Origin of the sequence: Nonomuraea sp. NPDC050328 (genome assembly GCF_044459405.1) — a bacterium.
Taxonomy (GTDB): Bacteria; Actinomycetota; Actinomycetes; order Streptosporangiales; family Streptosporangiaceae; genus Nonomuraea.
The window spans coordinates 363163-381366 of the sequence record NZ_JBITIW010000007.1 but is presented as its reverse complement, the minus strand read 5'-3'; the positions used below and the strand labels follow the sequence as shown (position 1 = coordinate 381366).

17 protein-coding genes and 1 pseudogene are annotated in these 18204 nt (G+C 69.8%); 12 read left to right on the top strand and 6 right to left on the bottom strand.

Translation table 11 applies throughout. The features are described 5' to 3' along the window. Window positions 1–640: 640 nt before the first annotated feature. Both ACIBG7_RS27095 and ACIBG7_RS27090 read right to left on the bottom strand, forming a co-directional pair. A complete protein-coding gene (locus ACIBG7_RS27095) occupies window positions 641–994 on the bottom strand; it encodes a hypothetical protein (RefSeq protein ID WP_397338049.1) in 354 nt (117 codons plus the stop codon). A gap of 145 nt (window positions 995–1139) precedes the next feature. Next, a complete protein-coding gene (locus ACIBG7_RS27090) occupies window positions 1140–1262 on the bottom strand; it encodes a hypothetical protein (protein WP_397338048.1) in 123 nt (40 codons plus the stop codon). Window positions 1263–2047: 785 nt separating this feature from the next. Between ACIBG7_RS27090 and ACIBG7_RS27085 the strand changes: the two genes are divergently transcribed. From ACIBG7_RS27085 to ACIBG7_RS27060, 6 genes and pseudogenes are all read left to right on the top strand, one after another. Then, complete coding sequence (locus tag ACIBG7_RS27085) at window positions 2048–2260, top strand: helix-turn-helix domain-containing protein (protein WP_397338047.1); 213 nt, start codon at window positions 2048–2050, stop codon at window positions 2258–2260. Window positions 2261–2434: 174 nt separating this feature from the next. Next, the gene (locus ACIBG7_RS27080; RefSeq protein WP_397338046.1) at window positions 2435–2944 is read left to right on the top strand and encodes an RICIN domain-containing protein; all 510 of its coding nucleotides are present in this window, start codon (window positions 2435–2437) and stop codon (window positions 2942–2944) included. Between the two features lie 53 nt (window positions 2945–2997). After that, window positions 2998–3309: a hypothetical protein gene (locus ACIBG7_RS27075; RefSeq protein ID WP_397338045.1), complete on the top strand. Its 312-nt coding sequence runs from the start codon at window positions 2998–3000 to the stop codon at window positions 3307–3309. A 683-nt stretch (window positions 3310–3992) separates the two neighbouring features. Then, window positions 3993–4798: pseudogene (locus ACIBG7_RS27070) on the top strand (IS5 family transposase). Window positions 4799–5010: 212 nt separating this feature from the next. After that, the gene (locus ACIBG7_RS27065) at window positions 5011–5568 is read left to right on the top strand and encodes a hypothetical protein (RefSeq protein WP_397338044.1); all 558 of its coding nucleotides are present in this window, start codon (window positions 5011–5013) and stop codon (window positions 5566–5568) included. Between the two features lie 296 nt (window positions 5569–5864). Then, window positions 5865–7889, top strand: a complete 2025-nt coding sequence (locus tag ACIBG7_RS27060; protein WP_397338043.1) for a tetratricopeptide repeat protein — start codon at window positions 5865–5867, stop codon at window positions 7887–7889. Window positions 7890–8219: 330 nt separating this feature from the next. Here the strand turns inward: ACIBG7_RS27060 and ACIBG7_RS27055 are convergent, their stop codons facing one another. Continuing rightward, entirely contained in the window at window positions 8220–8537 is a 318-nt protein-coding gene (locus tag ACIBG7_RS27055; RefSeq protein WP_397338042.1) for a hypothetical protein, read from the bottom strand. 123 nt (window positions 8538–8660) lie between these two features. Between ACIBG7_RS27055 and ACIBG7_RS27050 the strand changes: the two genes are divergently transcribed. Next, window positions 8661–9599 (top strand): tyrosine-type recombinase/integrase, encoded by a 939-nt coding sequence (locus ACIBG7_RS27050; protein WP_397338041.1) that lies wholly within the window; start codon window positions 8661–8663, stop codon window positions 9597–9599. Window positions 9600–9674: 75 nt separating this feature from the next. On the opposite strand, the gene ACIBG7_RS27045 is transcribed toward ACIBG7_RS27050, so the two are convergent. Together ACIBG7_RS27045 and ACIBG7_RS27040 are read right to left on the bottom strand one after the other, a co-directional pair. Next, the gene (locus ACIBG7_RS27045) at window positions 9675–12482 is read right to left on the bottom strand and encodes a tetratricopeptide repeat protein (protein WP_397338040.1); all 2808 of its coding nucleotides are present in this window, start codon (window positions 12480–12482) and stop codon (window positions 9675–9677) included. Further along, window positions 12479–12994 (bottom strand): hypothetical protein, encoded by a 516-nt coding sequence (locus ACIBG7_RS27040; protein ID WP_397338039.1) that lies wholly within the window; start codon window positions 12992–12994, stop codon window positions 12479–12481. The genes ACIBG7_RS27045 and ACIBG7_RS27040 overlap by 4 nt, the downstream gene beginning before the upstream one ends. A 601-nt stretch (window positions 12995–13595) precedes the next feature. Between ACIBG7_RS27040 and ACIBG7_RS27035 the strand changes: the two genes are divergently transcribed. Both ACIBG7_RS27035 and ACIBG7_RS27030 read left to right on the top strand, forming a co-directional pair. Beyond that, complete coding sequence (locus ACIBG7_RS27035; protein WP_397338038.1) at window positions 13596–13760, top strand: hypothetical protein; 165 nt, start codon at window positions 13596–13598, stop codon at window positions 13758–13760. Continuing rightward, the gene (locus ACIBG7_RS27030; protein ID WP_397338037.1) at window positions 13757–15067 is read left to right on the top strand and encodes a glycosyltransferase; all 1311 of its coding nucleotides are present in this window, start codon (window positions 13757–13759) and stop codon (window positions 15065–15067) included. Before ACIBG7_RS27035 ends, ACIBG7_RS27030 begins: the two co-directional genes overlap by 4 nt. Before the next feature lie 107 nt (window positions 15068–15174). Here the strand turns inward: ACIBG7_RS27030 and ACIBG7_RS27025 are convergent, their stop codons facing one another. Beyond that, window positions 15175–15471, bottom strand: a complete 297-nt coding sequence (locus ACIBG7_RS27025; RefSeq protein ID WP_397338036.1) for a helix-turn-helix transcriptional regulator — start codon at window positions 15469–15471, stop codon at window positions 15175–15177. A gap of 245 nt (window positions 15472–15716) precedes the next feature. On the opposite strand from ACIBG7_RS27025, the gene ACIBG7_RS27020 reads away from it, so the two are divergent. The 3 genes from ACIBG7_RS27020 to ACIBG7_RS27010 all read left to right on the top strand — a co-directional run bounded on the left by ACIBG7_RS27020 (window position 15717) and on the right by ACIBG7_RS27010 (window position 18019). After that, window positions 15717–16259 carry a hypothetical protein gene (locus tag ACIBG7_RS27020; RefSeq protein WP_397338035.1) on the top strand — a complete coding sequence of 181 codons (543 nt, stop codon included), beginning with the start codon at window positions 15717–15719 and terminating at the stop codon, window positions 16257–16259. A 392-nt stretch (window positions 16260–16651) separates the two neighbouring features. Beyond that, on the top strand, window positions 16652–16984 hold the full coding sequence (locus ACIBG7_RS27015; protein WP_397338034.1) for a hypothetical protein: 333 nt from the start codon (window positions 16652–16654) through the stop codon (window positions 16982–16984). Window positions 16985–17380: 396 nt separating this feature from the next. Then, window positions 17381–18019 (top strand): HNH endonuclease family protein, encoded by a 639-nt coding sequence (locus tag ACIBG7_RS27010; protein WP_397338033.1) that lies wholly within the window; start codon window positions 17381–17383, stop codon window positions 18017–18019. Window positions 18020–18204 lie beyond the last annotated feature (185 nt).

The following is an 18204-nucleotide window of genomic DNA, read 5'->3' as shown; positions in this document are numbered from 1 at the left end:
TCGACCTCACGGACGTAGGCCTTTCTGCCCTTTACCCAGTTGCAGGCGTAGAAGACGTCCCTCCCGGCGACGCAGACTTGGCTCTCGGCCTTGGCGGGCGTTGAGATAGCCAGAAGGGGCAAGGCTACCGAAAAGGCGAGAGCTGATCGAACGATGGATCGGCGAGCGGAGTTGGTTTGCATGGCCCCTCCTGCGTGGGTTGAAACTCCATTTCAGAGTAGGGCTGAATGTGGTCGAGTCAATATTGTGAGCTATGAAATATCACCGCAGTCTTATTGTGGCGAGAATTGACTCTCGCAGTCAACAATAAAATAAGAGGGCTATGCATTTCATGGCGGGAAACGTCGCATTCTATACATGCGGGACAGAGGGTGATATGTCCGGTGATCTCACCCGCTAGGGGCGTCCGATATGCCTTCCGAAAAGTCGTCGCCGATGTTGCATGTGGCAGGAGCGAGTACCCGGTTGAGAAAGTCCTTGAGCGCGGCCTGCTCCAGGCCCTTCCGTCCGCTGAGTGCCTTGCGGATGGATCGTTCACTGACATGGCTGGGGACATCCGGTTGCCGCACGGCCCGGGCGGTGATGTCCCTGAGCAGCAACCAATCGGTCAATGGCGGGTAGCGGGCTGACGTCAGTGGGCCTACCGCCATCCCGCGAACAGATACTGGTGGCTGGGCTGCGAGCCCGGCCTACATGATGATCGCCGCGTCACGAACACGCCGCGGCGGGCGGCGGCGCGTTCGACAGCGCCGTGCTCGACTGCGGTGAGGGCGTCGGGCTCGCCCGGCTTGGGGACGGTGGCGCGTTTGACGTCGATGCGCAGCCCCATCTGGACGTACATGAGGGTGAGCGCGGCGACTCCCTGGTTGATGGTGTTGGGCGCGGCCCGGCCTTCGATCCGGCGGCGCCGCCAGGCGGTGACCGCGGCCTCGACGCCGACGACGCCGGCGAAGGCGTCGGCGGGCTCGACGCCGGAGCCGGTCAGCCACGTCACGTGGGCGGCGGCCTGCCGCTTGTATACCTTGACCGTGCTGGCCGACAGCTTGCACCGGTCGAGGTGGCGGTGCAGCGCAGTCAGCGCCCGGTAGGCGCCGGGACGACATCGCCGGCACCGGGGTGCAGCGCGGCAACCTCGGCGCTCAGCGGCCGCTCGCTTCCGGCCCGTGCCCTTCGTCATCGGGGGCGGTGTCGCCGCGGTCGACGTCGGCGTGCCCGTCGGCGAGGTAAGCCTCGCGGGCGGCCCAGTCATCGACTCCATCCACGAGCGGCGGCAACCCTTCGGCGATCCACTGCGCCGGGTAGGGCGGCGCGGGCTCATGGTCGATCGTCGCCGCCTGCAGGGGGCGCTCCGGAGAGCCTGACGGGCGGTGTCCTCGGCATGCCAGGCGGTGCGGATCTTCGCCAGCAGCTCGCCGGTACGCTCGAAGCCGGCTTCCGCCAGCCGCGCCATCTCCTCACGCTGCGCGTGGCTGACGCGATCGCAGGTGGCGCTCGCCTCGTCGCGAACATCGCGGGCCCTGGCCATGCGGACCTGGTCGCCGCTGGCGTTGCGGCGGCCAGCTCGGCTTCCGCCTGTTCGTAGCGCTCGTGCATCGTCTGGTGCTGGGCGAGGACGTCGACTCGCCGGGCGTGGGAGAAGATGCCCTCGGCGACGTTGACCGTCACGAGCTCGGCCACAGCGCGGCTCTCGGTATCGGCCCGGTCGAGCAGCCGATCGACCTCCGGTCGCCCGGTCCGGCCCACGGGGACTTCGTCGGAACCTGCCGTGGTCGACACCATCCTTGTTATCCGCTGAGTTCCGTCCCGGCTTCCGGTTCTCCAGCGACGTCGTTATCCACTGAGATCCTGCGCTAACTCAGCGGATATTTCTGGTTATCCGCTGAGCCTGATACCTCCCCCGGGAGTCCCAGCACCCTCGCTGTCCGGTCTCATCCGACCTAGGCACGTCGCACTGATCATGAGGTATTTGCTCGGATACCTCAGATGCGTGAGACGGCAGGCCCGTGGCCAGGTTCGGCCAGCGGGAGCCGGAAGCGAAACACCCCTCATGCCTCATGTCCAGCGGCAGGTCCGCATCACCGGTGCCGAGCGTCAGGCACTCGCCCAGCTCCTGCGTGAGCAGTACGAGGGCGGCGCGACCATCCGCGCCATCGCCACGGCGATCGGCCGCTCGGACGGGTTCGTCCACCAACTGCTGCGCGAGGCCGATGCCACCCTGCGCGCCCACGGCGGCTCCCGTGGCGAGGCTCAGGCCGCGTGAAGGTCCGGAAGAGGTCCGCCGAGGCCGACCCACCGGTGGAAGAGCGGCGACACCCGGACGATGGTCCTGCCGCCGTGGTCGGACCGAGGTAGATCAGCGAGCCTGTGTTCACGCAGCCCAACTGCCCAACGCGTACCCAACGCCGACCCAACACGGGCTCCTTAAGATCACGCAATGATCCGTAGATCGAAAGCCGCAATCGGCGCAGCCGTGCTCCTGGCCGGACTAACGTTCGCCATCACACCCCCCACTTCCGCAGCGTCCGTGAGCGGCCCCCACCGGTTCATCAACTACGTAGGCACGGGCGACTGCCTCGATGCCGGCGCCCTTTACGGCGACCCGAACGACGTCTACTCGGTCCGGTGCAACAGTTTCAGCGACCCGTACCTGTCGCATCAGCAATGGTTCATCGTGACCACGGCCACTCCCGGCCTGTACCTGATCAAGCACTCAGCTACAGGAAAGTGCCTGTACATGTCCGGAGGCGGCAAGAACGGGGTCTATCTCTCCAGCTGCAGCGAAAAGGTTGTTAACCAGAGATGGAAGATCGAGAACAACCACATCCGTAACGCTGCTTACGGGTACCTGCTCTATGACGAGGCCGGCACCACAGACATCCGCGGCGCCGCCAACCCCAACCCGTACAACAACTCGTACTGGAAGCAGACCGCACCAGGCCAGTAAGACCTCCTCGCCCGGCCGTGTGGGAGAGGGCTTCCAGCACGTACTCTGAGCCCGTGTATACCTCCCGCATCCGCTCAATTCACCCGATCGGGTGCGGCTGCACGACGTGCAGCTCCAGCGACGGCAGCAGCACGCCGCTCGAACAGGCCACCCCCGAGCAGGTGCTCAGCATGCTGATCGACGGGTTGCCCCAGGACCGCACGCGCGAGTCGTGGGACATCGCGGTGCACTGGGAGCTCGAGCCCGAACAGGGCATGTCGGAGGTACGGCCCCGCCGCGTCACCGCGACCAGCGGGAGCGGCCAATCCCGGACGCTGCCCGACATCGGCGCGCACGGCTGGGGCTGGGCCGTCCGATACCGGTAAGCACGACGCCCCGCCATCCAGGCGGGGCATCGTTGCGGGCGATGAGGTCTGAGAGGTCGTCGTCGGGGGCGGGCCCCTTGACGATGGCCCAGCCGTGGAGTTCGAGGACACTCGCACGGTGAGTGCTTGCGACGAGAGTGGGAAATGGCAGATCCCATAGTCGATTTCAGGCTCGCGGTGATCGAGGCGGGGCGCACCCCGCCCAAGCCGTCGTCTACCTGACCGACCGCACCCGTCTGGACGACCCAGCCGTCGTCTACTGAAGGTCATACACTCCCAGAACCGCAGCTGCTGGCGGCTTCGCGGACGGCGATCTCCCGGCCAAGAACGGCGAGCGAGGCGCGGATCTGCCCGGGGGTTCCGACGTCGACCCACCAGATCAGGTCCGTAGGCGCGCCGCGGCGGGCACCGGCGTAGTGCAAGACTCGCTAACGTCACTGGCCGTTCGGCTGCTGCTAAACCCCATGCACGGGCCGCCGCCCATCTCGCGTCAGAGCTGGGCGAGCGGTGGGCAATGCACGACCTGCTGCGTGCCTGCAGGCAAGAGAGCAGGTCATCGCGTACGCCGTCGGTATGACCGAGATCGGGCGCTAGCGCCCGGCACTTAGAGCGCCTAACAGAATGATCTTTGTTGTGCTTTGATCTCTCGCTGTAGCCGGGTGAGAGGAGCACGGGTGGCCAAGCTGAAGCCGTGGGAGGTCAGTGACGAGTTGTGGGCGGTGATCGAGCCGCTGTTGCCGCATCGTCAGCGCCGGTTCCGGCATCCGGGACGTAAGCGGCTGGATGACCGGCTGGCGCTGCAGGGCATCCTGTTCGTGCTGCACACGGGGATCGCCTGGGAGCACCTGCCGCAAGAGCTTGGCTACGGCTCGGGCATGACCTGCTGGCGGCGGCTGGCCGAGTGGAACTAGGCCGGCGTGTGGCAGCGGCTGCACGAGGTCCTGCTCGATCGGCTGCGGGCCGCCGACGCGCTCGACTTCTCCCGCGCCGTGGTGGACTCCTCACAGATCAGAGCGTTAAAAGGGGGCCGCAGACCGGCCCGTCCCCGGTCGATCGAGGGCGGGCCGGCAGCAAGCATCACCTGATCACCGAAGCCACCGGCATCCCTCTGGCCATCATCTTGACTGGTGCCAACCGCAACGACGTCACCCAGCTGCGCCCGCTGCTGGATGCCATTCCCCAGGTGCGTGGTAAGCGCGGCCGGCCCCGCCAGCGCCCCGACGTGGTACTCGCCGACCGCGGCTACGACCACGACAAGTACCGCAGCCTGGTCCGGGAACTGCGGGTCCGCCCGCTGATCGCCCGCCGCGGCACCGAACACGGCTCCGGCCTGGGCAAACAACGCTGGGTCGTCGAGCAGACCTTCGCCCTGTTGCATGCCTTCAGACGCCTGCGCATCCGCTGGGAAGTCCGCGCCGACATCCACGAGGCCTTCCTAAAGCTGGCGTGCGCGCTCATCTGCTGGCGGCGCCTCACTTCATTGCGTTAGCAGCTCTTAGACCACTACTGCCTGAGACCTGACGTTGCACAGTGTCCGTGCCTGTGACCGGGAATCCGGCAGGACGCTGGTCTCTTGTCAGGGTTCTTCGCTGGACCTCATACGATCAGCGCAAAGCAGCCGTGAGAGCCGGTGCGTGGCGGTAGGTAACACCTTGGTCACCCGCGTTCCGGGCGGGCCGCTGACCGGTCAGGCTTGACGGCATGCCAAGAGAGCGGGACGTGGCGGCGCGGGCGGGCAGCCGGTGGTGGTGGCGGGGGCTCGCGGTGGCAGCGGTAGTGGTGCTGGCGGGTTCGGTGAGGCTCGGGCTGGTGTGGCTGTTCTCCGATCCACAGCCCGACTCGCGCGAGTGGCTGGAGACGTTGAGCTGGCGGGCCGGCGTGGTGGGCATGTTCACCGGCGTCCTGATCGGCGTTGCGGCCCTGCTGGTCTCGGTGCTCGCATTGCGCTCCCAGAGACGAGCTGTAGGACCGTGGGCGGTGCCCGCCCGGACCAGCGGCGCGCCGGCACGGACGCCGGCGGCTGGAGCGACTGAGGGACCGTTGCACACCTCACAGCCGCAGCCGCCGAGTTCGGCGCAGCGCGCGACAGCTACGGCCGCAGACGAGCCGGGCGGGCAAGCCGGTGGCTCCCACCGCTCCTACGGCGGTGACCATGTCGAGTTCCGTGGCGGCACCTTCCATGGCCCGGTCGTCGGCAAGCAGGTCAATCCGCCCGAGCCGAAGAACCCGACCGCCGGCACCGGCGGGCAGCAGCCGTGAGCGACGACCGACCGCCCGAGCGGGACGGTGATGGTCCCCGGCGTTACGCCGGGGACCATGTCGAGTTCCGCGGCGGCGTCTTCCATGGCCCGGTCGTAGGCAAGCAGGAACACCACCATCACTATCCGCCAGCGACTCCGCTGGGGCAGATCGTCGAGGGACCCATCCCTCAGCGGCCGCGTGGATTCCAGCCGCGACCACAGTTGGTCGAACGGCTGGCCACAGCACTCGGTGATCCCGTCCCTGGGTCCGCACAAGCCGTCCCAGGCGCGCCTGGCAGTGGGGGCGGGGCGGCGGTGATCTCAGCGGTGACCGGCACCCCCGGGGTGGGCAAGACACTGCTGGCCGCCTCCTACGCCTGGGCCTGCCAGCAGGCGGGCTGGCCGATCGTGGCGTGGGTAGCCGCCGAGAGCTCAGATCAGATTGTGGCGGGGCTGGCCGCGCTGGCGGCCCGAGTGGGCCTGTACAGCGCCGAGGACGAGGCCGAGGGCGCGGCGGCCAAGGCCAAGAACTGGTTGTCAGCCCGCTCGGCGGCCGGGATGCCGGGCCTGCTGGTGTTCGACAACGCCACCCACGTGGCCGACATCGCTACCTGGTGCCCGGCCACCGGCGCGCTGCGGGTGCTGATCACCACCCGCAACCGGGCCTTTCACCAGCCGTACGCGGCGGTCGAGGTCGACACCTTCACCACCGCCCAAGCCGTCGCCTACTTGACCGAACGCACCGGCCTAGACGATGGGGCTGGAGCGGCGGAGCTGGCGGCCGAGCTGGGGTGCCTGCCGCTGGCTCTGGCGCAGGCCGGCGCCTACATCGCCCACAAGCGCCTGACTTACGCCACCTACCGGCGGCTGCTGTCCACCTTCCCAATGGAGGAATACCTGCCCGCGGGCGCCTACGACGCCTACCCGCATAGCACCGCCAAGGCGATCTTGCTGTCGGTCGTGGCCGCTGAGGAAGCCAGCCCTGAGGCCGCCGGGCTGCTGGCCCTGCTGGCGGTCTTGTCCCCAGCCGGCGTCCCGCTCACGTTGCTGACCGGCGGCGCCGACCTCGACGATCCCGACCTGCCGGCGGACGTGCTGGCCGCGCTGGCCGCGTTTCAGGGGGTGCTGGCCGGGCTGGCCGACACCTCGCTGATCACCTTCAGCGAGGACGGTGCGACTATCGTGATGCACCGGCTCATCCAGCGCGTCATCCGTGAACGCGCCACTCGCGACGGCGACCTGCCCCTGCTCATCCAACAGGCGCTGGAGGTGCTGGAGGCCTACGACGCCCAGATTCCCGGCGGCGTGCACACCTGGGCAGCGCGCGCTGCGGTCGAGGTGCTGCTGGAGCAGACTGACGCCTTGCACAACCTCAACACCCCAGATCTGCCCGCTGGCTTGCTCTATCTGCGCATCACGTGCGGCTGGTATCTGGTCGCCCTGGCCGAGTTGGCCCGCGCCATCCCCCTGTTGGAGCAGACATCCGCCGACTGCGAGCGGGTGCTCAGGGCAGACCACCCCCATACCCTGGCCTCCCGCGACGGCCTAGCCTACGCCTACCAGGAGGCGGGGGACCTAGCCCGCGCCATCCCTTTGTTCGAGCAGACTATGGCCGGTCGGGAGCGGGTGCTCGAGGCAGACCATCCCCGCACCCTGGCCTCCCGCAACACCCTGGCCTACGCCTACCAGAAGGTGGGGGACCTGCGCCGCGCTGTCCCTCTGTTCGAGCAGACACTCGCCGACAGCGAGCGGGTGCTCGGTGCAGACCACCCCGACACCCTGGTCTCCCGCAACCTCCTGGCCGGCGCCTACCAGGCGGCGGGGGACCTGCGCCGCGCCATCCCTTTGTTCGAGCAGACGCTGGCCGACCGGGAGCGGGTGCTCGGGGCAGACCACCCCGAGACCCTGGTCTCCCGCAACGACGTCGCCGGCGCCTACTGGGCGGCGGGGGACCCGGGCCGCGCCATCCCTTTGTTCGAGCAGACGCTGGCCGACCGGGAGCGGAAACTCGGGGCAGACCACCCCCACACCCTGATCTCCCGCAACAACCTGGCCGGCGCCTACCAGGCGGTGGGCGACTTGGGCCGCGCCATCCCCGTGTTCGAGCACACGCTGGCCGAGCGTGAGCGGCTACTGGGCGGCAACCACCCCGACACCCTGTTCTCCCGCCACGCCCTGGCCGGCGCTTACAAGGCGGCGGGGGACTTAGGCCGCGCTGTCCCCCTATTGGAGCAGACGCTGGCCGACCGGGAACGGGTACTCGGGGCAGACCACCCCCACACCCTGGCCTCCCGCAGCGCCCTGGCCAGCGCGAGGGCTTCGGGGCAGACGCCGGCGTAGCGGGCCAGGGAGACGACGGAGGGTGGCCGGAGGCGGCCAGCAGGGTGGAGATGTTCGCCCCGTCATCGGCCGCGTGGGTCAGGCGGAACGGCGGAGCTGATGGAGCGTCTTCGGCCCGCCGAGCAAGCCGGTGGTGGTGGTTTCGAAGAGTTCGGCGGCGCGCCGGTAGGACAGCCGGACTTGGCCGGTGGCGGGGTCGAGGTCGCCGGGCGGCAGCTCGAGGCGGGCGCGGCGGCCGGTCAGGAACAGCGGCCCGGTGCGGCGGCCGTCCAGCAGGGGGTGCCGTTAACGAACGTGTCGCCAGCCCCAAACGAGCGGCATCTCCCCAGGTCATAGCCTTTGCATTGCAGGTCTCCCGGCTGCTTCGTCGTGGTCGCGGAGCCTGCGCAGCACGGTGGCCGGTGAGGGGTGCTGCCCTTCTTCCTTCTTGCCCCGGATGATGACCAGGCGGGCAGCGATGTCGCGCAGGCTGAGGCTCCGGTCGCGCAGGTGCAGCAGCGCCATGGACAGCATGATTTCGTCGGTAACGGTGGCGCCGCCGATGTGCTTGCCCCGGGTGCGGGCCGACTCGTGGCCTTCCAGCGTGCGGTCACGGATGTACCGGCCCGCGAGGAGTCTGAGTGCAGAAATTTGCGTCGAGACGATCATGAGTGTTATCGCAGATAATGATTCATTATCTGCGATAGCTTGGTTGCCGTCCTGGGGAAACACCCCGCCGCAGGGGCGGCGACTCCGGGCGCTTATCTGCGATAGAGCCTCGAAGGGGTCGCCATGGCGAACGTGCACCGCCTCCGCCCGGCCGCCGGCGCTCCCGCGCTCGGCGCCGCCGCGGCCGCCTTCCTGGAGACCATCGCCGCCGCCAACACCGCCAAGGCCTACGCCATCGCGCTTCGCGCCCTGGCCGACCACCTCGGGGAGCACGCCCCGCTGACCGACCTGGAAGGCGAGAGCGGCGCCGACCGGCTCGCGGCCTGGTTCACCGGCCGGTGGGGCGACGCGGCCGCCGCGACGTTCAACGCCCGCCTGGACGCGCTCGGCTCGGCGTGCGGATGGTGGCGCGATCAAGACTGGCTGACCGCCGACCCCCTGCGCCGCATCCGCCGGCGCCCGCGCACCCCCGACCGCACCCGCGCCCTGGCCCGCGCCGAGGTCGAGGCCCTGCTCACCAGCCCGCGCCTGGCACTACGGGAGCGGACGCTGTTCCGGCTGCTGTATGAGAGCGCCGCCCGCGCCCAGGAGGTGCTCGCCCTCGACGCCTGCGACCTCGACCTGCGCAACCGCCGCGCCCGGGTACGGCGCAAGGGCGGCGCCGTCGACGTCATCGTCTGGCGCACCGCCACCGCCCGCCTGCTGCCCCGCCTGCTGGACGGCCGCCGCACCGGGCCGCTATTCCTGACCGGCCGCCGCGCCCGCCTCGAGCTGCCGCCCGGCGACCTCGACCCGGCCACCGGAGCGGCCCGGCTGTCCTACCGGCGCGCCGCCGAACTCTTCGAGGCCGCCACCACCGGCCTGCCCGGCGGGCCGTGGACGCTCCACCAGCTCCGCCACTCCGCGCTCACCCACGCCGCCGAAGACGGTGCGAACACCTCCACCCTGCTGGCCTACTCCGGCCACACCTCCGTGGCCTCTCTGGCCCGCTACGCCCGCGTCTCACCCGAAGCCCTGGCCCGCTGGCAGGAAGGCCGCGACCCGGCCGGCCGCCGCCCCTGACGGAACGAACGCCGAGCACCGCCAGCAGGCGACCGCCAGCAGGCGACGACAGCGCGGCAGGCCGCCCGCCGCACCTCAACCGGCGGACGGCGCGCCGTGACAGCGCTTGAACTTCTTGCCCGACCCGCACCCGCACACCCTGTTCCGTTCCACATCCCCAGGCACAACCCCGCCCCGCGCAGCGCTACCTGACGACGGGAGAGCAGGTCCATCGCCTCTCCGGACCCTCGACAGGTTGCCGCTCACGATCTGGGTCAGCGGGTGGTCTGGCCCAAGTACCCGCAGGCAGTCGGTCAGGGTCTGCTCGTACAGCGGGATGGCCCGGCGCAGGTCCCCCGCCGTCTGGTAGGCGTAGGCGAGGTTGTTGCGGGAGGTCAGGGTGTCGGGGTGGTCGCCGCCCAGCACCCGTTCCCGCTCGGCCAAGGTCTGCTCGTACAGCGGGATGGCCCGGCCCAGATCCCCCGCCGTATCGTAGGCGCCGGCGAGGTTGTTGCGGGAGCTCAGGGTGTCGGGGTGGTCGCTGCCCAGCACCCGTTCCCGCTCGGCCAGCGTCTGCTCGTACAGCGGGATGGCCCGGCCCAGGTCCCCCGCCGCTTGGTAGGCGCCGGAGAGGTTGTTGCGGGAGTTCAGTGTGGAAGGGTGGTCGCTGCCCAGCACCCGCTCCCGCTCGGCCAAGGTCTGCTCGAACCGGGGGATGGCCCGGCCCAGGTCCCCCGCCGTCTGGTAGGCGTAGGCGAGGTTGTTGCGGGAGGCCAGGGTGTCGGGGTGGTCGCCGCCCAGCACCCGTTCCCGCTCGGCCAGCGTCTGCTCGTGCAACGGGATGGCCCGGCCCAGGTCCCCCGCCGTCTGGTAGGCGGCGGCGAGGTTGTTGCGCGAGGCCAGGGTGTCGGGGTGGTCGTCGCCCAGCACCCGCTTCCGGTCGGCCAAGGTGGCCTCGTGCAGCGGGATGGCCCGGCCCAGGTCTCCCGCCGTCTCGTAGGCGGCGGCGAGGTTGTTGCGGGAGGTCAGGGTGTCGGGGTGGTCGTCGCCCAGCACCCGCTTCCGGTCGGCCAAGGTGGCCTCGTGCAGCGGGATGGCCCGGCCCAGGTCCCCCGCCGTCTCGTAGGCGTGGGCGAGGTTGTTGCGGGAGGTCAGGGTGTCGGGGTGGTCGCTGCCCAGCACCCGCTTCCGGTCGGCCAAGGTGGCCTCGTGCAGCGGGATGGCCCGGCCCAGGTCCCCCGCCGTCTGGTAGGCGGCGGCGAGGTTGTTGCGGGAGTTCAGGGTGAAAGGGTGGTCGCCGCCCAGTACCCGCACGCTGTCGAGCAAGGTCTGCTCGAACAGCGCGATGGCCCGGCCCAGATCCCCCGCCGCCTGGTAGGCGTGGGCGAGGTTGTTGCGGGAGGCCAGGGTGTCGGGGTGGTCGTCGCCCAGCACCCGCTTCCGGTCGGCCAAGGTCTGCTCGTACAGCGCGATGGCCCGGCCCAGGTCGGCCAGGTCGGTCAGATACCGGCCGCACCACAGACGCAGCGTGAGCAGGCGGGTCGGCGGGCCGGCGGGAGCGGTGAGGGCGCGCAGGGCCTCGGTCTGCTCCAGCAGGGTCTCCACCGCGGTGCGGGCGGCCCAGGTGGCCGCGCCGTCCGGGATACGCTCGTTGAAGGCTTCCAGCACGGTCAGCGCGTCGTCGACGGCGGTGCCCAGCAAGCCGTCGTGGACGGCGCGTTCGCGGATGGCCCGCTGCACCAGCCGGTGCATCACCACCGTGGCCCGGTCTTCGGTGAAGGTGATCAGTGAGGTGTCGGCCAGCCCGGCCAGCACCCCCTGGAACGCGGCCAGCGCGGCCAGCACGTCCGCCGGCAGGCCGGGGTCGTCCGGGTCGGCGCCGCCGGTCAGCAGCGTGAGCGGGACACCGGCGGGCGACAGCACCGCCAGCAAGCCCAGCAGCCCGGCAGCCTCCGAGCCGGCGTCCTCGGCGGCCACGACCGACAGCAGAATCGCCTTCGCGGTGCCATGCGGGTAGGCGTCGTGGGCGCCCGCGGGCAGGTAGTCCCGCAGGGGGAAGGCGGCCAGCAACCGCCGGTAGGCGGTATACGTCAGGCGCCGGTGGGCGATGTAGGAGCCGGCCTGCGCCAGAGCCAGCGGCAGGCACCCCAGCTCGGCCGCCAAGGCTTCGGCCCCCGCCTGGTCGTCCAGGCCGGTGCGTTCGCTCAGGTAGGCGACGGCCTGGCCGGTGGTGAAGGTGTCGACCTCGACCGCCGCGTAGCGCTGGTGGAAGGCGCGGTTGCGGGAGGTGATCAGCACCCGGATCGCGCCGGTCGCCGGCCGCCAGGCGGCGATGTCGGCCACGTGGGCGGCGTTGTCGAAGACCAGCAGTCCGGGAAGCCCGGCCGTCGAGCAGGTCGACAGCCACGCCTTGGCCTTGCCGGCCGCGCTCAGCGCGTCCTCATCCTGCCGGCGTAGCCCCAGATGCTGAGCCAGGGCGGCCAGGCCGGTCACGATCTGGTCGCCGCTCTCGGCCGTGATCCAGACGATCACCGGCCAGTTCGCGTGCTGGCAGGCCCAGGCGTAGGAGGCGGCCAGTAGCGTCTTGCCCACCCCTGGGGTGCCGGTCACCGCGGTCAGCACCGCCGCCCCGTCCGCCCCCGCCCGCGCGTGCAGCCGCGCCAGCAACTCCTCACGAACCAGGAAGCCCAGCGGCTGCTCCGGGATGTCACCCACCACGACCGGGCCACGCTCGGGCTGAGGGAGCAGGGTGAGGGTGACGTTCCCGCTCACGTTCGCGATCTGCACCAGGTCGCCGAACACGACGCTGTTCAGGACCGACTGCGACCACGGGCCGGACACCAGGTCGCCTCCGGCGGGTTGCCCCGCCTCGCCGGGCGGCTCGCCTGCCGAGGGGGAGGTCATGACCGCTCGATGTTCACATCGCCGCCCACACCCGTGATCTGGGTGATGGACCCGCTCGCGTGAGAACCGCCGACGTGCTGCCCGCCGCCCGGCGCAGCCCCGGCACCCTCATCGTCGTCATCTTCGCCCTGGCCGGCGCCTGGCGGATGTGGCGTGGCCGGGCCAGAGGGGGCGATCGCCGACGTCGTGGGCGGTACGGGTACGGCGGGAGCACCCAGATGGACGCTGCCGCGAACGCCGCTCACCTGGTTGATGGACCCGCCGGCCGTACTACCGGTCACCTTCTGAGCCGAGGGCAGCGGCCGCGCCCCCGGGACGGCCGATGGCTTGCGCGTCAACCGGTCGGTCACCCACAGACCGGCCGCGGCCAACGCCACCGCCGGAACCGACCACCACCACTTCCACCCCGCATCGGTCAGGATCTGGTTGGCCGCCACCGCAGCACCCACCGGCACCACCGCCGCCAAGGCCAGCAGGACCCACCGCACCCAGCGCACACCCTGAGCTGCCATAGCGACATCATCCGCGCGCAATCCACCAGCGGCCAGCCGAATCCCCAACCCGTTACCCGCAGCCGCCTGAGGGGCGAACACCGTCGTCAGACGCGATGTCCGCGACGTCAGCTTGACGCTGCGATCGCATCAACACTCTGACCAGCAAGCAAGCGCTCAATCCATGATCAACCACCAGATAACTTGGGATCTGCCGGGTATGGAAACGCGCTGACCTGCACAAACGCGGAACGACCGATCTGATGCATGATGGGGGCGAGGATTGATGCCCTAGTGTCCGTTTTTTTAGGGCGGTTCTGCATGATCATGCATCGCCGGAGCGTCCCCGCCTCGCGGCGCGAAATGACTATCCAGAACCGAATGGTTACCGTTTGCTCCTCATCTGTCGGCGCGGTCAGGAAGGCGATGGCCGCACCGCTCCGTGGAGGAGGGGGGCCCGGGCCCGGTCGACGGCTCTCGCCCCTACGCCCGTGACACTCCATGGCTCTCCCTTGACCAGCCGCAGCCGGAACTCGCCGTCGTGACGCCCAATCGCCCGGATTCGGTCACAAGGCAGCGCGTTGCCGCAAGACAGCGGATGCCTTCCGATATCTGTGCGGGCATGGACTACGGCAAGGCACTACCGTTCACCGGGCTGGGAATTCCGATCTTCGGCGTCGTCATGGGCGAGGCCTGGCTGGTCGCCATCGTGGTGGCGCTGCTGCTCGGCGGCGCCGTCGCCGTACGGTTGACGTGGCGGCGGGGCAAGGACGTCTCGTCGCGATGACCGGCCACGCGGCGGTCAGGGCGCGTGGCCGTACGGTGCTGGCGGTGTCCTGCACGGTGGTGGTGCTGATCGCCTGGGTGGTGCACCACCTGATCACGCCGTACTCCGGAGAGCTGGCCGCGCTGTGGATGGCCTCGCTGCTGGCGCTGGTGTGGGGGCTCGGTCTCGCGCTGTTCGACCGGCCCAAGACCGGGGACCCGGGGGATCTCGAGGTGGCGGTGGCGGTGCCGGTCTTCAACGAGGATCCGGCGCTGCTCGCGGCCTGCCTGGACTCGCTGCTCGTCCAGACCCGGCCGCCGGCCGTCGTCCACGTGGTGGATGACGGCTCGACGAGCGGGACCTACGACGAGGTACGCGCCCATTTCCTGCGTACGGCCGCAGCGCGGGGGGTCCGCGCCCACTGGACACGCACGGCGAACGGCGGCAAGCGCCACGCTCAAGCGGTCGCGTTCCGGGCGGCGCCGGAAGCCGACATCTACCTGACCGTGGACTCCGACACGGTCCTCGACCGGCACGCGATAGCGGAGGGACTGGCGCCGTTCGCCTCGCCACGAGTGATGTCGGTGGCGGGGGTCTGCCTGGTCGCCAACAATCGCCGGGGGCTGTCGTCACGCATCTACGACCTGTGGTTCGTGTCGTTCCAGCTCGTGGACCGATCGGGGCAGTCGGCGATGGGCGCGGTCATCGTGAACTCCGGCATCCTGGCCTTCTATCGGGCCGCGGTCGTGCGCGACAACCTCGACGGCTATCTCAACGAGACGTTCTTCGGCCGTCCCGTCGCCTTCTCCGACGACTCGATGCTCACGCTGTATGCGCTGCTACGCGGCCGTACGGTGCAGCAGCCGACGTGCGTGGCCTTCACCCACGCGCCGGAGCGGATGTCGCACCGGCTGCGGCAGTACATCCGGTGGACCAGGGGCTCGACGATCCGTACCTGGTGGCGGCTCCGCTACCTGCCGCTCGACTCCTACGCCTACTGGGCTCACCTGATCCACACGCTCTACTTCCCGCTGGCCACGGTCACTGCCGTCTTCCTGCTGCTCATTCATCCCGTGGTGAGCCGTGCCCTGGTCGTGGACGCCGTTGTGATCACGGTTCTGCTTTCCTATCTGCAGAACCTGCGCTACCTCACCTATCGGCGCTCCGACCAGCGCTTCACTTCCCAGCTCCTTACCTATGCCCTGAGTCCCGTCAGCACGCTGTGGGTAACCCTCTTCCTGCGGCCGCTTCGCTGGTACGCCGCCGCCACCTGCTTCCGCACCGGCTGGGGAACCCGCACCGCCGGCGTGGAGGTCACCCTCACCTGACGCCTCTTGATGTACGCCCCGCCGGCCGCCGCCTAGGCAGCGGGGCGCCGCGGCCGATCGCACCGGAAAAAGGGGGCCGCCGTGAGCGGTTTCCAGCAGGCGGTCGATCAAGCGCGTTGAAGGCCCGGCTCAGCGTCTGCGGTGACGGTGAGCAGCTCGCCGACGCGGTGACCACGCTCGCGCGGGTGGCGAAAGGGCGGATCCAGGTGAACCTGGTAGCAGTTGCGGCGCCCTTCCCGTACGACGCTCACGTAGCCGGCCTTGACCAGGTCGGCCAGAATGCGCTGCACCGCCCGCTCGGTGATCCCCACCTTGGCGGCCAGGTCCCGAAGGCGCGCGGTCGGATCACGCGCGACGCAGAGAAGGACACGGGCATGGTTGGTCAGAAACGTCCAGCCGGTCACACACCCAGCATAAAAGACGTCATCTCAATCATGAATTGCAAGGCGTGCTTCCCAGTGAGGCGCCTCGCCTATCGGCGCGGTCGCAGAACGCCGCTCGTGGGGAAGGCGAGGGGGCGCCGCCCGGCGGTGGAGGATTCCCGGGGTCCGGTCGACGGCTCTCGCCCGCCCGCGTCTCCACGTCGCGCCACCCGACCACTGTCCGTAACTGTGCACGCAAGAGATATCACTCTCTGTATCGTTCGCTCGTGATCACACCGTTCCGTCGCGCGGCCGCTCTGTTCGCCGCCCCCGCTGTCTTCACCGCCGTCTTCGCCGCGGCCGCCTACCCCGCCGCCGCCCGTCCCGCCGCGCCGCCGTCGCAGAACCCTCCCCGCGGCTGCGCCAGCAAGACCGTCACCCACGGCGACTACTCCGCCCGGGTCACGATCTGCCTGACCGAGTCCAGCAAGCCGGGCCTGTACGGCGGGTCCACCCTGGAGCCGACCGACACCATCGCGCTGCGGTGCTGGTACCGAGGCTTCCTGTGGAACAACGCCAACTGCTCGATGAACTCCCGGCTGTCCCTGTTCAAGGACGGCGTCCACGCCTGGACCGAGAGGCGGGGGAACAAGGTCGACATCGCCTTGACCGGCCTGACCGACACCACCACCGACCACTACGCCTGCCGCGGCAACGGCGAGTACGAGCTGCGCTTCGAGGAAGGCAAGGCCGCGGTCACCGGCGGGTCAGCCGGCGGCGCCCAGCTCGACATCCCGACGTTCTCGGTGAAGGCACGCGGCTGCGTGTGACCGGCCCGCGCCCCGGCCTGAGCTCGCCTGAAACGGCTGGCTGCCGGCCGTGAGCCACGAAGGCGCGCTCTGCCCAGACGAGAGCCCGCTCCGCTTCCACGTTCGGAAGCGGAGCGGGCTCGCTCATGCCGGCCAGAAGCCTCCGGTGGAGCCCCGGCCGGCCCCGCGGTCCCAACCGTCGGATCCGATCCGCGGCGCCCAGCCGCCCGTGGCGGCCCTCCGCTCCCGAGATGTCCCCAGCCGCCGCTCCGGCGCGCCGCCACGCCTGCTCGGTCCTCGCGGAGCCCTGCTCTACCGATGGTTAACGTGCGGGAACAACGCGATCCCGCAAGCAGTCAGCGATAACGGAAAGTAGTAGACCGTTACTGTGTGTGACTGTTTGGGGGCGGGAAATGATCACCGGTGACCTGTCACCGCAACCGCCCCTGGCGGCATGCCCTATGACATCCCGGACCCGGCGGCGCCTCGCCGCCCTCACGTTCACCCTGCTCGCCCTGCCCCCCGCCGCCCTCAGCCTCACCACCCCCGCGCACGCCGACGCCCAGCAGTGCATCGACTTCCTGAGGGCCAACGATTATCCGAACAGCCCCGCCAGGGTCGCCGCCGCGTGCACGGCCGGCCAAGAAGGCGACTTTGATCGCTGCGCGTTCACTCTCGATGAGGACGGCGTCGACGAGAACATTGTCGACGCGGCGTGCTCGATAGCCCGGATCCGCAGGTCGTAGCTCGGCCGGATCAGTCACCGCACCCGCCGCCCGGGACAGTCCTGCGACGCCCGGCGCTGCGGCAAGGCCCCGTCACCGAAGCAGGTGACGGGGCCTTTGTACTCGGCGTGTACGCCACAGCGCTACTTGAACGCACCACCATTGCGCTGACCTGCGGCTAAGCCATCCCAGGAACCACACAGAATCGAGGCTCTGAGTGGTCAAGGGCTACCTGGCGGCTGGGGCCACGCTCGGGAGGAGGACGCCGTGTCCAGCCCGTCAGCACTTCGGCGCGCCTGCGAAGTTCGCCGATGACCAGCACGAACGGGCGGCGGTTTGAGATCTTCTGCATGCCTCTCGCCCGCAGATGACCAGCCATGAAGCTGGCCGGGCACGGGGCAGAAGGAGCCGCCGCTCATGCGCCCAGCGCACCTCGCCCTCTCCACCGCTGCCGTGCTCGTCGTCCCGCTCGGCGCGGGCCCGGCCGCCGCAGCAGCCGGGCCGCCGGGCATCCCGACCGTGGTCACGGCCAGCGCGCAGCTCGCCGGCCTGACCGTGGCGCCGGAAAGCAGCGCCGGCTCCTACGACCGGGACCTGTTCCCGCACTGGGCCGCCGTGGCCGGCACCTGCAACGTGCGCGAGACCGTCCTGCAGCGCGACGGCCAGGACGTCACCACCAACGCCGCCTGCGCCGCGATCTCCGGCACGTGGCACAGCCCCTACGACGGCGCCGTCTGGCACCAAGCCAGCGACATCGACATCGATCACATGGTGCCGCTGGCCGAAGCCTGGCGATCAGGGGCCTCGCAGTGGACGCCGGCCAAACGCCGCCAGTTCGCCAACTCCCTGGCCGACTCGCAACTGTGGGCCGTCACCGACGACGTCAACCAGCACAAAGGCGACCGCGACCCCAGCGCCTGGAAACCGCCGCTGACCAGCTTCTGGTGCACCTACGCGCTGAGCTGGGTGAACGTGAAACACAACTGGCAGCTCACCCTCCAGTCGAGCGAGAAGACGGCCCTGCAGGAGATGCTCACCACCTGCTCAACCCGCTGAACCTGCCGGGGCCAGGTCACTGTTTGACGAACGGGCCTGCCCGTGCGTGATTGGGGATCGCTTACTGGGGTCTTACTTGTCGGCCGGCACGTATAGGCCTCCACTCTTGCGGCATGAGCGCTGCCAGGAGGGTACGAAACTAGTAGACAAGAGGGGCGGGTGCCCGCCTATGCCGACTTCGGCGG

Bases quoted from the DNA above. Each gene is read 5' to 3' on its own strand.
- ACIBG7_RS27080 (WP_397338046.1), top strand. From the start codon at position 2,435: ATGATCCGTAGATCGAAAGCCGCAATCGGCGCAGCCGTGCTCCTGGCC.
- ACIBG7_RS27040 (WP_397338039.1), bottom strand. From the start codon at position 12,994: ATGGCAGCTCAGGGTGTGCGCTGGGTGCGGTGGGTCCTGCTGGCCTTG.
- ACIBG7_RS27065 (WP_397338044.1), top strand. From the start codon at position 5,011: ATGCCAAGAGAGCGGGACGTGGCGGCGCGGGCGGGCAGCCGGTGGTGG.
- ACIBG7_RS27035 (WP_397338038.1), top strand. From the start codon at position 13,596: ATGGACTACGGCAAGGCACTACCGTTCACCGGGCTGGGAATTCCGATC.
- ACIBG7_RS27045 (WP_397338040.1), bottom strand. From the start codon at position 12,482: ATGACCTCCCCCTCGGCAGGCGAGCCGCCCGGCGAGGCGGGGCAACCC.
- ACIBG7_RS27055 (WP_397338042.1), bottom strand. From the start codon at position 8,537: ATGATCGTCTCGACGCAAATTTCTGCACTCAGACTCCTCGCGGGCCGG.
- ACIBG7_RS27050 (WP_397338041.1), top strand. From the start codon at position 8,661: ATGGCGAACGTGCACCGCCTCCGCCCGGCCGCCGGCGCTCCCGCGCTC.
- ACIBG7_RS27030 (WP_397338037.1), top strand. From the start codon at position 13,757: ATGACCGGCCACGCGGCGGTCAGGGCGCGTGGCCGTACGGTGCTGGCG.
- ACIBG7_RS27085 (WP_397338047.1), top strand. From the start codon at position 2,048: ATGCCTCATGTCCAGCGGCAGGTCCGCATCACCGGTGCCGAGCGTCAG.
- ACIBG7_RS27010 (WP_397338033.1), top strand. From the start codon at position 17,381: ATGCGCCCAGCGCACCTCGCCCTCTCCACCGCTGCCGTGCTCGTCGTC.
- ACIBG7_RS27015 (WP_397338034.1), top strand. From the start codon at position 16,652: ATGATCACCGGTGACCTGTCACCGCAACCGCCCCTGGCGGCATGCCCT.